We start from the raw sequence: 12,650 nt of genomic DNA on the forward strand, positions 1-12,650 counted from the left end.
TTTGCTTTGTAAAATCGAACATGATATTTTTAATTACCGTCAATCTCTTCGATCTTGGTTTTTTTAGGTTTAAAGATATTCATCACACTTTTTGGAAATAAGAAAAGTCCATCTGCTATAACGATAGGTAGATGCTGTGCTGCTTCGATTAAAGCACCGAAACGAATCTTTTCTTTTGTTAATTCTTTTGAATCATCAAATAAATATTTACGGGTTACAATACCAATTCTAAGTGTTAATAACGCATTGGATACACCTTCAAGAACAGATGACATGATTGGCTTAATTAAAGGAATTTCGCCTAACATGTTCATCGTAGACTGCGGTAATATGTCTCCAATATTGATATTTTCTAATCCTTCAGCAATTAATGCTGTTATAAAGACATTGATAACTAACTTCGCTAAATTCTTAAAACTTGGTCTAAACCCACATACTAAGACAAGTTCTTTAATCATTTTGATATTAACTACAATAACCGTAATAAAATCTAGACGACCATTTTGAGATATTGCTGTTGATACCATAACGGTTTTTGCATGTTCTCTAATGATTTTATTCATCTTCTTTTTAATGTGATGTGTATATGCATTTTGAAGTGCATCTCTTAAAGCACTTGGATTACTGTATGACTTTTTAATGTTTTCTTTAATGGAATCTGGAAGATCCTCTTGTTCTAATAATCTTTTAGCAACTCTTTTAAAAACACCATATTCTCTTTTTGGGTTTTTATCAAGTGTTGTATCTATAGAAAATGAAGGTGAAAAAAGAATAATAACAATCGGTCTAATTAATAAGACATATACCAATATCGCTACCAATCCATAAAATACATAAGGTGCATATTCATGAATCGATTTTAATTGTTCTCCTACCTGAATAACAGATGCGGTAATCATCATCAGTATAACAATTAATACACCTATTCCTACTAAATACCATAAACCCTTAGATGAATCTCTTTTCATAGTCATTCACTTCCTTTTATTGATTTATTATATCAAATTTTATAGACTTTCCCTCCTTTATACGAGTAAAATTCATTTTTACCAATAATTAAGTGGTCAACTACCTCGATTGAGAGCATTTGACCAGCCTGTTTTAATTTTTCTGTGAGTGTATCATCTGAATAACTCGGTCTAGAATCACCACTGGGATGGTTATGTACTAAGATGATTCCATAAGCACCTACCAATATGGCTGATTTGAATAAATCTTTGATAGAAACATGAATGGCAGTGGATGTACCGATATAGACATGGTCTTTTTTGAGAAGTCTTCCTTTTATATCAATGCATAGAATAAATAAGTTTTCTTTTTCTAAATTAGAAACCTCTAAATAGAGCAATTTATAAATGTCTGTAGACTCTCTTAAAAAAGGTTGTTCTTCCCTTTTATGTTCATATACCCGACGTCCTAATTCAATCGCTGCAATTAGAGTTGTAGCCTTTGCAACTGAAATACCAGGGATTGCTTTAAAATCTTCAATTTTGAAGTTTTGAATATGTTGTATGGATGATAATCTATTCATGAGTTCTAAAGACATTTCAAATACATTACTATTCTTAGTTCCAGTTCTTAAGAGTAAAGCAATAATATCTGCATTTGTTAAGACTGATACACCATACTTTATGAGTTTTTCTCTAGGTTTATCTTCAAACATAAAAAACCACCTCCTTACTCTATAGTAATAGGAGGTGATTCATTTAACTTTTATATTCTAAAAATTTTAACCAGTTCGTTCCATGTTGTCTTTCTTGCGAAAACAAACATTGAAAGTAATAAGAATACTCCTGATAACCCACTCATCACAGCTGTCCAAGTTGCAGTATCAATCCAAAGGTTTGTTGTAAATGCAAGAATTGATATACTTAGATTTAAAATAACTAAGAATAAAAGTGTTCTAACATGTAAATAATACTTGACCGGATTAGATGCAATCATAATAGGTAGTATCAGTGTTGTTGTAGTTAACATGAAAGGAATCACATAGGTTAGACTCCAAGATCGAAATTCCGTAAAGAAATCTACAGCAATTAAGATTAAACTAATAAAGAATACTTGTCTGACAACCTTGGTCGGGTAATCATGTTTCGATATAACCACTTGGAATAACAACAACCAAGCATAAGCAATCGGTCCTATAGCGAGTAAACTCCAAAGTGTCGGATAATCACTATAAGTCATCCAGTTCACAACGACTAATAAAACGCTGATTCCTATCGATATCATACTAAATATTTTCATAATGAATCGACTTGTTTCTTTTAAAACTTTAACTTCAGGATATCCTTGAGTAACTAGTTTAGATTTAAAATCTGTTTCTACTAATGATCTGCCACATACATCGCAGAGTTTAATATCATGGTGGTAATATGTATGACATTTTTTGCAGTATTTCATTTAAATTACCTCCCAATTATTGGATTCAATATAGGATTTAATTTGATGTTCACCAAGTATTTCAAAGAATGCTTTCTCAAAGTCACGCTCAATCATTTTAGAAATAAATGACAAGGTTAATGTACCATTATAAGTAACTACTGATAAAGCTTTTGGCGTATCATTAGAGGTTGCAATTGTAAACTGATAATGTGATATAAAGGGTTGCATATCTTTAGGTAATATCACTTGACCTAAATTGGATATATCAAATGAATTTAAAGCCTCACCAATCATGCCATACACACTTCTCATAGCAAGTATTTTGACAAATAAAGGTGTTAATCTTAAGAATGGATTTTGTTCATATCGTACATTTTGAATGATACGATTTAACATTAAGTCTGGGTCTAACTCTTTTTTCATTTCAGATTTAACCAACATAATAATGTCTTTTAATTCTTGTTCTTGTTGGTTTAAATCATAATTAACTCTTACAAAACTTGCAAAATTTCTTAATGTAATGCTTGGATAGAATTGTCTCATATTCACAGGTATAAAGACTCTTAACAAATGTTTATACTGTTTTTGACCACCGGATCTTTTGATTGCTAAAATACTTACTGCAACCAAATACTCAGATATGGTTGCTCCAAAGTTTTTAGCAACGGCTTTAATGTTTTCTACATCAATATAAGCATTCATAACAGCATTATAATGATTGGCATAATAAGTTCCAGTTAAATGATATGCTTTAGGTTCTTTAGTGGATGTTATTTTTTGTTTATGATAAAGTTTTTTAAATTCATCTTCTACTTCTTGATAACTACCGGCAGCATCCGCACGAATGACTAAATCCTCAGGATCAATGTTATAACCCTTTAAAGTCAAATATTCATATGCCAATGAGTTAATAAACTCTAATGCACCTTTTCCATCTGTAAGTGCATGGAAAAACTCCACACTCAAACGTTCTTTGTAGTAAAGTGTTCTAAATAAAAAATCATTATTCTCTTTAAAATACAGATATGGATTAATTAATCCATTTTCAAGCATTGGAAATGGCTCTTTTAAATTCTCCTCAAAGTAGTACCAAAAGAGTCCTTTACGAATGCGAACATTTAAATGTTTAAAACGTCTAGTTGTCTTAACAAGAGCTATTTTGAGTAATTCAGGATCAATTAACTCTTTAAAGACAATGGACAATCTAAACATATAACTTCTAGATTCATTCGCAACCACAGGAAATATCTTTGCAGCGTTATCTAAATCATAGAACTTTCTTAATTTAGCCAATTTAAAACCTCATTTATAACTTTTCTAATATTTTTTTAGCAAGTGCTAAATATAGTTTACCATTCATATCCTCTAAATCATATAAAAAAGACTCAGGATTAAGCGGTTGATTAATTGGTATTTCAATGAGAACGGATGTCTTTAATGCATCAGCAACCATGTGCCCACCACCTTGACCAAATATATAATCCTTTTCTTGTCGACAGTCATTATAATAATAACTCATATTCTCAACAACACCAAGAATCGGATGTCCTATTTCCATAGCACCTAAACCAGCCTTTAACGCCACATGACTGGCATTAGGATGTGGTGTTGTTACAATAATCATTGGACTTTCAGGAACAAATGTTTGTACATCAAGTTGAATATCTCCTGTTCCTGGTGGTAAATCCATAATGATATACTTTGTTTCAGGATCCCAACATACACTCTTAAAAAAATGTGTAATAAGTTTACCCAACATAGGACCACGCCACATCAGTGGTTGATTTTTAGGCATAAAAAATTCAGGGCTAATAACTTGAATATCTCCATATAATGCAGGAATGATTTCATCATCTTCTGTGGTATCCAGTGGTTCTATAGGAAGTTTAAATATACTTGGAATACTCGAACCATATACATCGGTATCAATGATACCTACTTTAAATCCAAGTCTTGAAATCGCTAGAGCTAAGTTCGCAGAAACACTGGATTTACCTACGCCACCTTTTCCAGATATCACACCAATATAAGTTATTTTTTCTTCATTATCAAGTTTAAACTTAGAATCGAAGAATTCAATTCTAAGTCCTGGAATTTGATATTTAATTTTTACAAGTCTAGCAATATCAAGTTTTAAAGTGGATTCATCCTTTTTACGATTTTTTATAGCTATTTTTAAATCTAGGACTTGATCGTTAAACTCATGACCTAATAATCCACTGGATTCCTTTAAAGTAATACCAAGACTTGGATCTTTTAGTTGTTGAATTTCTTCTATCAATAATTCTAAATTAGTCAATATGATTTTCCTCATGCATCTTTTGGTTTTGTTTTAAAACTTTTGCTGTTTTGTATGTGTTTTTGATACGTTTAATTAATGAAGATTGGTCATAGGATAAAATACTTGCACGGTAAAGTGGTGTAAATACCATCATTAAAAGTACTGTAGATATTAAAAGAATAACAATACCAATACTTGCTTCTACCAACCCGATATATCCAGACATGAAAGCAACAGGTATAACCAGTGGTGCAGAGAAAGGTACATAAGCAAATATTAATAGTAATTCTTTAAATTGTGAAGCTCCTGCAATAATACCACCCATATATGAGAATAATAGAATCATCATTACAGGTGTTTGTATAGACTGATAATCTTCTTGATTGACTGCAAGTGATGCAACAAATGCACCAATAATACAATAAATTAAGGCACCTAAAATCGAACATATTAAAGTCAGTATTAAGGTTGGTAAGACAATCGGTGCGATCACACCTAAGATCATATTCCAACTACCACCAGAACTTACCTGACCTCCTGCAATAATTTCATTTAGTCCATATCCTATCATTCCAAATAATACATAAATAAATAACTGAATAACTAAGAAAATCATAACGGATAGTACTTTTGCAAAAAAGTGGGTTCTAGGTGGCACAGAAGCAATAATAATTTCAATAGCTTTTGTAGATTTCTCTTCCATGATTTCTGTACCTACGAATTGTAGACCAATCGTAATTAAGATAAATATTGGAATAATTAACATTGGAGATAATGCAGCAAGTATTTCTTGATCCACACCATCACTGATATTTGGATTTACAACAAATTCAGGTCGTAAATCTTGAATGAGTGTTGGTTCTAATTGTGGATGGTCTATTTTATATTTTAATCGTTGAAGTTCTGATAAATGCATTTGAATGACTTCTAGTAATCCTGAGTTGATACCTCTGTTATAAACCTTAACTCGAACCTCAAATAAATCATCATTAACAGGATCTCCAGGTCTTACTTGAACACGGTAAATATAAATTAATGCTTGTTCACTATGTGCTTCATTATAGTAATTATCACTTGGAACATCCAGTGGGTCTTCACTTCTTAAAAAGCTTACTTGGTTATCATACCCTAATTGATTGATTACAGCATTGGTTCCTGTAATAATATAATTGGTAAAATCTGCATTTCCAACATCATAAGTGGTTGTATTAACAATTAAAACTTCATCTTCTAATAACTCACCTTGATTTGGGTCTGTAAAGTTAAGAATAATTGTTGGTAGTAAGGTTATACCAATGAGTAATACGCCAATTACAGCAGTTGAAATATAAAACGCTTTGGTAAAAAGTCTCTTCTTTAAACCATATTGAATTAAATACTTAAGCTTCTTCATACTTTTTACCTACTTTCGCAATAAATATTTCAGAGAGTGTTGCTTCCTCAACATCATATTTTTTAATATTATCGAGTTGTTTGACATAATTAAAAACATCTTTTGAAACAGATTCTTCTCGTGTTTTTACAATCCATTCATTGGAGTTTTCAATGACATCTAAAACACCATCGATTTTTAATACCTCTTTTGGATCAAAACCATCAACAATAATTTTGATATTATGTTTTTTAAATTCTTTTTTCACATCTTTAATTAATCCTGAAATCACGCTCTTACCCTTTTGTAAGACTACAAGTCTTTCACAAAAACTTTCAACATGATCAATTTGATGAGATGAGAAGATGATGGTACATCCCTTCTTTTGATATTCTCTAATGACTTCAACAAATAATTCAATATTGATAACATCTAACCCACTAAATGGTTCATCTAATACCAGTAAAGAAGGTTCATTGATGAGTGCACTAATAAACTGAATTTTTTGTTGATTACCTTTAGACAATTCTTTAATTTTTTTATTTTTATAATCGGTTATATCAAAACGTTTTAGCCAGTAATCCAGTCTTTCTAAAATTGTTTTTGCTTCTACATTTTTTAATTGACCAAAATAAAGCATTAAATCCTTAACCGTAAGTTTCGTTAATAAACTTCTTTCCTCAATCATATATCCAATTTTATCTACCGTTTGATATGATACAAATTCCCCTTCATATCGTACATATCCACTACTTGGATAAAGTAAACCCATAATGGTTCTAAATGTAGTTGTCTTACCTGCACCATTCGTACCAAGCAAACCAAATATTTCTCCTTTTTCTACTTCAAAGGAGAGATTATCCACTGCAACAAAATCACCATATTTAAGTGTGACGTTTTTTACCTCTAGCATTGTTTTCTCCTATCTATCTAATTATCTTTAAGTTTTTCTACATCTATGATACCACAAACTCATATCCACGGATAAATTTTTGATATCAAAAAAACCTTAGTATATCATCTACTAAGGTTTTCATTCATTATTTTTTAGAATCAATTCGATTGCGTAATAAAGCAATGAAATCATCTATCTTGATGTTGACTTGTTCAACAGAACCATACGGTCTATAAGTAATGGTATGTGTTTGGACTTCATTATCCCCTACGACGAGTTGGTACGGTATTTTTTGAGTTTGAGCTTCTCTAATCTTATATCCTAATTTTTCATTTCTAAAGTCTGATTCTACCCTAAATCCTAATTTACTAAATGATTCATGTAACTCCATGACATAGTCTTTATGATGTTCTAAGGAAACTGGTATAAACTTTAATTGAACAGGTGCTAACCATAATGGGAAGCTTCCTTTATATTCTTCAATTAAATAAGCAACAAATCTTTCCATGGTAGAAACTACACCACGGTGAATGACGACAGGTCGATGATTGTTCTTACCATCTTCGCCAACATAAGTTAAGTCAAAACGTTCAGGTAATAAGAAGTCTAATTGAACTGTGGATAATGTTTCTTCCATACCTAAAGCAGTTTTCACTTGGATATCCAGCTTAGGTCCATAGAATGCTGCCTCACCAATAGCTTCTTTATACGGTAATTTCATTTCATCCATAACATGTTTTAATTCAGATTCAGCACGTTGCCACATTTGATCATCATCAAAATACTTTTCTGTATTTAATGGGTCTCTATAACTTAATCTGAAGGAATAATCTGTAATGTTGAAATCTTTATATACTTCAACGATTAAATGAACAACACGCATAAATTCTTCTTTAATTTGATCCGGTCTTACAAAGATATGGGCATCATTTAAAGTCATTTCTCTTACACGCTGTAAACCACTTAATGCACCTGATTTTTCATAACGGTGCATCATACCTAGTTCAGCTAGGCGAATTGGTAATTCACGGTAGGAGTGTAAATCCTTTTTATAAATCATCATATGATGCGGACAGTTCATCGGTCTTAAAACCAATAACTCTCCATCACCTAAGTCCATTGGAGGGTACATGTTTTCATGATAATGATCCCAGTGTCCACTTTGTTTATAAAAATCAACATTAGCCATAATCGGTGTATAAACATGTAGATACCCTAACTCAATTTCTTTATCTACAATATATCTTTCAATCAGTCTTCTGATGGTTGCCCCTTTAGGTAACCAAAATGGTAGACCAGAACCCACTTCTTGGTTGACCATAAAGATATCTAAATCTTTACCTATTTTACGGTGATCTCTTTGTTTTCTTTCCTCAAGTAAGTTTAAATGTGCATCCAGTGCTTCTTTTGTGAAGAATGCAACGCCATAAATACGAACCAGTTGTTTATTCTTTGCATCCCCTTTCCAATAAGCACCTGCAATACTTAAAAGTTTAAAATGTTCAATAAAACGTGTGGAAGGTACATGACCTCCGCGGCAAAGATCCACAAACTCACCTTGACGATATAAAGATAACTGAGTATCTTTATATTGTTCTATAAGTTCTAGTTTATAAGGGTCATGTGAAAACACTTGGACAGCTTCTTCGTAAGATACTTCAAGTCTTTCGATTGAAAAATCCTTTTTAGCAAGTTCTTTCATTTTCTTTTCTAATGTTAATAAATCTTGGTCTGTAAATGTTTGATCTTTAAAGTCTACATCATAGTAAAAACCTTCTTCAATTGCAGGTCCTACACCAAAATTTGCTGATGGATATAAAAGATGAATTGCTTGAGCGAGTAAATGCGCAGCAGAGTGATTTAAAACATTAAAACTATCACTATCTTCCTTAGTTAATAAAATTAGTTCACCATCTTCTAATAATGCTCTGTTGATTTCAATAAAGTTCCCATTAAACTTAGCTGCAATAACTTTTTTCGCTAAAGAGATAGATAAGCTTTTAGCTACCTCAATAACGCTTATTCCTTTTTCGTATGAACGAACGTTTCCGTCCATAAATTTAATTTGTATCATGGATAAATCCTCCTTAAAATAAAAATGTCCTTATGTGTAAAAACACATAAGGACGAAATATAATTTCCGCGGTACCACCTTAGTTCAATGATTGTAAATATAATCCATTGCACTTCATTGTCTATTAACGCTAGACTCGACGGACTTATTGGTTTAAGTCAGCTACAAAGGTGGTAATTTAAGTTTTGTTGTAAGCTTTCACCATTCTTACATCGCTTTTTTGTTTTCTTAAATCATGTCCTTTATTAACGCCTATATGATATTTTACTCTAATAATTTAAAAAATCAATCTTTTTTGAACACTTTTGTGAATACAAAAGGTTCTGTTAAATCTTGTATACGTTTAATAATACGCATGACTTTAACAGAATCTTCCTTTTCTGTTTTTAAAGCATCTGCTAGTTTCGTATAAAAGAGGTTGGATGAAATATGAACAGGTAGTTTTGCATTTAATCTGTAATGTAAAATAGGTAATAAAACTTCATCTCTAAACCAAACAGATAAATTTTCTCCCCCTAAATCATCTAAGATCAGACAGTCTGCTCGTTTTAATATATTAATCTTCTTTTCAAGCATATCAGACCCAATCGATGTTTTAATACTTCTTATAAGATCTGGTACAAATACATAAACCACATCCACTCCGGATTTTGTCAAATCATTAGCAAGTCCAGATAATAAATAACTTTTACCAGAACCATATGGTCCGACTAAAAATAACCCCTTATAGAATGTATCTTTTTTATGAATCAAACTCTTAGCATATTTAATTGCTTTTTCATGAATATCATCTTCAATGATAAAATCATCTAAAGTTGCATCCGATATATAAATATCTGATTCAAATATTTCTAAATAACTACGTAGTTTTCTTGTGGAATCATACATAACTTTTTCTTTTGTAGGTATATATGCAATATGTGCATATGGTTTTAAAACCAGTTTAGGATAGAAATCTTTTAAATCATTTTGATCGCGTTGCATGATATATTGAAAAGCAACCAAAAGATCTTGATCTTGAATATTCATTTTATTCAGTTCATTGTCTTTTTCAACAATACTTCTAATCATTTCTAATTTCATTTATTATAAGATTCCTCCAATGCTTTTAACTCATCTAAATAGTTATCAACCCATTCAGGATTCTTCTTACTTTGAGTTTTTGTCTTTTGTTCTGGAGTTGCTTGACTGAGTACCTTATGATATGCATCCTCTGTAGTTCTCACACCATTTTTAATCCATGTTTCTAATACTTTTTCTAAGTAATTAATATGTGGTAATTGTCCTTCTTTAAATTTAAGGATATGTAATAATAAAGCATTAATAACGCCTACTTCAACTTGGTTTCTTTCAAGAAGTTGCATAATTGTATCAGAAGACATCATTTGATAATCATCTTTAACATACATTTCAACAATTCTCATTGGTGAGAATTCTTTTAATTGTTTAATTTGTTCCTCTGACCCACTTAATTCTTTTTGCATGGAGACAACTGGAAGACTTTGTTTCTTATTTTGATATAAGTTTTGAGCTTTAAATGAGAGATTTGATAAATCAATTTCACCACTTGGCATAACTGTTTTTAAATAAAGGTCCACAATCTCATCCATTGTTAATTGATATATAAAGACAAGCTTTTGAATCGTTTCTTCTGTTTTCCACCAAAATAGAATTGGTTTCTTACAACGATCCGGTAATCTTTCTATAAATTGATCAAAATCGATTTGTTTTTTAATTTGTGCACCTAAATTATTCTTTTTACCTAAATAAACATCCGTATCACTGTAATGATTACTTGGAACAAAATTAAAGATATCATCAAATGTTTTTGTTGTTTCTACATAATTGGTTAAATCAAACTTTTCAACTTTAAATAATTCTGTTAATGCTAAATACATTTTTTGACCAATTTCAGCTTTAAGAAATTGTCCTAAGACTGTATCTTGAATAAACCCTCTTGGTGAGAGTGGTGTTTTTAATTGAAATACAAAATGATCTTCATGATTAAAACTATTCAGTAAATTAAGCGCCTCGAGTTTTTCTAAAGCCTCTTTGAATTGGTCTGATTTAATATTGAGTAATTCTAAAATGAACTCTTTGGTAAATGTTTGAGACTGGTAATTCTTTTGATTCAGTAAATGATAAAACGTATGATACATAGAAAATGCTAAATATCCCATCACAGGTTGATATAAAAGTCCTAAAACTTTCCATTCATCACTGGATAATGCAGATTGAGTTATGACTGTAAATGTTTGTTTATTCTTCATGAGAGAACCTCTCTTAAATATGTATTCATGTTTTGATAAAGATCAAGGATATCTTTTTCATTTTCAATAACGTGATTTGCTAATTTCTTTTTCTTCAAAATGGACATTTGACTCTTGATCCTTGAAAGTGCATCACTTTCTGTTAAAAAGTCTCTATCGATCAATCGTTTTAACTGCGTTGAAGGTTTCGTATAAATTAATAGACTATAATCAATATCTTGATAACCCACTTCAAATAAAAGTGGCATATCAATAAATATCAAATGTTCAAAAGCTTGATGCTTAAGTACATCTATCGCTTCAAATACTAAAGGATGTAAAATAGATTCTAGTTTCTTTTTGGCTTTTGGTTGTTTAAAAATAATTTGTGCGAGTTTCTTTTTATTGATAAATCCAAACTCTAATACATCAAATTGTTTACTAATTAAATCTATAACTTCTTTTTTCTCATATAGCTCTTTAACTATATGATCAGAGTCAATGACCATAAACCCTAGTTTTTTTAAATAATTGGAAGCTGTTGTTTTACCACTAGCTATACCACCGGTTAAGCCGATTGTAATAGATGGTTGACAACCCGGGCAATAATAAGTACCTCTGCCTTTAAATTGAACTTTTTGGATGGTACTACCACATATTTTACATGTTTCAGATGTTTTCCCATGCACATTTAGATGTTGCTGAAATTGCCCTTTATGTCCTAAGGACTCGAAAGTATCTATTGTTGAACCACCTAGTTTTGTTGCAAGTAAAATAACTTCTTTCGCATGTTTTAAAATAAGATCTGATTGTTCTTTTGATATCGTTAACCCTTTTCTTGCAGGATGCATTTGAGCTAAATATAATATTTCATTAGCATAGATATTGCCAATTCCACCAATGATTTTTTGATCTAACAACAATTCTTTGATTGATCTTCTTTGATTTTTAATCGCATCATAAAACGCTTCATCTGTCATTTGATCTGGGTCTTTAGCTAATCCTTTTTTAAGGTTTAAATATGTATTGCTTGCTTCAATAGGTACACATTCAAAACGTCCAAATTTTCTGGTGTCTTGATATTGCAGTATATGACCACTCTTTAAGTGAAACACTACATGTGTATGTTTTGTAATAGGTTCATCAACCAAATACTTACCTTCCATTCGAAGATGAGAGATTAAACAATAATCATCCAATATAAACTTTAAATATTTAGCTTCTCTACCAATTTGATGAATGGTTTGATTCATCAATTTCGTTTCAAACGATTCATCATTTGAAACGATTGGACGATAGTAAACAGTGATACGTTCAATCGTATCACCTTGAATGACTGCCTCTAAATTTTTTCTAATACTTTCAACTTCAGGTAATTCTGGCATATCTACCTC

11 protein-coding genes are annotated in these 12,650 nt (G+C 31.0%); all 11 read right to left on the bottom strand.

The window, feature by feature from the left end:
* Positions 1-29: 29 nt before the first annotated feature.
* The gene (locus tag B5X49_RS02510) at positions 30-968 is read right to left on the bottom strand and encodes a DUF697 domain-containing protein (RefSeq protein ID WP_159444480.1); all 939 of its coding nucleotides are present in this window, start codon (positions 966-968) and stop codon (positions 30-32) included.
* Between the two features lie 32 nt (positions 969-1,000).
* Positions 1,001-1,663 (bottom strand): RadC family protein, encoded by a 663-nt coding sequence (gene radC, locus B5X49_RS02515; protein ID WP_045749601.1) that lies wholly within the window; start codon positions 1,661-1,663, stop codon positions 1,001-1,003.
* A gap of 50 nt (positions 1,664-1,713) precedes the next feature.
* The gene (locus B5X49_RS02520; protein WP_045749602.1) at positions 1,714-2,403 is read right to left on the bottom strand and encodes a DUF6320 domain-containing protein; all 690 of its coding nucleotides are present in this window, start codon (positions 2,401-2,403) and stop codon (positions 1,714-1,716) included.
* Positions 2,404-3,678 (bottom strand): hypothetical protein, encoded by a 1,275-nt coding sequence (locus tag B5X49_RS02525; RefSeq protein WP_045749603.1) that lies wholly within the window; start codon positions 3,676-3,678, stop codon positions 2,404-2,406. It abuts the gene before it with no gap.
* A 13-nt stretch (positions 3,679-3,691) separates the two neighbouring features.
* Complete coding sequence (locus tag B5X49_RS02530; protein WP_045749604.1) at positions 3,692-4,684, bottom strand: P-loop NTPase; 993 nt, start codon at positions 4,682-4,684, stop codon at positions 3,692-3,694.
* A complete protein-coding gene (locus B5X49_RS02535) occupies positions 4,677-6,059 on the bottom strand; it encodes an ABC transporter permease (RefSeq protein WP_045749605.1) in 1,383 nt (460 codons plus the stop codon). The genes B5X49_RS02530 and B5X49_RS02535 overlap by 8 nt, the downstream gene beginning before the upstream one ends.
* Positions 6,046-6,951 carry an ABC transporter ATP-binding protein gene (locus B5X49_RS02540; protein WP_045749606.1) on the bottom strand — a complete coding sequence of 302 codons (906 nt, stop codon included), beginning with the start codon at positions 6,949-6,951 and terminating at the stop codon, positions 6,046-6,048. Before B5X49_RS02540 ends, B5X49_RS02535 begins: the two co-directional genes overlap by 14 nt.
* A gap of 127 nt (positions 6,952-7,078) precedes the next feature.
* On the bottom strand, positions 7,079-9,007 hold the full coding sequence (thrS, locus tag B5X49_RS02545; protein ID WP_045749607.1) for a threonine--tRNA ligase: 1,929 nt from the start codon (positions 9,005-9,007) through the stop codon (positions 7,079-7,081).
* A gap of 285 nt (positions 9,008-9,292) precedes the next feature.
* A complete protein-coding gene (locus tag B5X49_RS02550) occupies positions 9,293-10,090 on the bottom strand; it encodes an ATP-binding protein (protein WP_052670092.1) in 798 nt (265 codons plus the stop codon).
* Complete coding sequence (locus B5X49_RS02555; protein ID WP_045749608.1) at positions 10,087-11,277, bottom strand: DnaD domain protein; 1,191 nt, start codon at positions 11,275-11,277, stop codon at positions 10,087-10,089. The genes B5X49_RS02550 and B5X49_RS02555 overlap by 4 nt, the downstream gene beginning before the upstream one ends.
* Positions 11,274-12,641: a DNA-formamidopyrimidine glycosylase gene (gene mutM, locus B5X49_RS02560; RefSeq protein ID WP_052670095.1), complete on the bottom strand. Its 1,368-nt coding sequence runs from the start codon at positions 12,639-12,641 to the stop codon at positions 11,274-11,276. Before mutM ends, B5X49_RS02555 begins: the two co-directional genes overlap by 4 nt.
* Between the last annotated feature and the right edge of the window lie 9 nt (positions 12,642-12,650).

The organism is Acholeplasma oculi (genome assembly GCF_900166985.1).
Classification (GTDB): domain Bacteria; phylum Bacillota_I; class Bacilli_A; order Acholeplasmatales; family Acholeplasmataceae; genus Acholeplasma; species Acholeplasma oculi.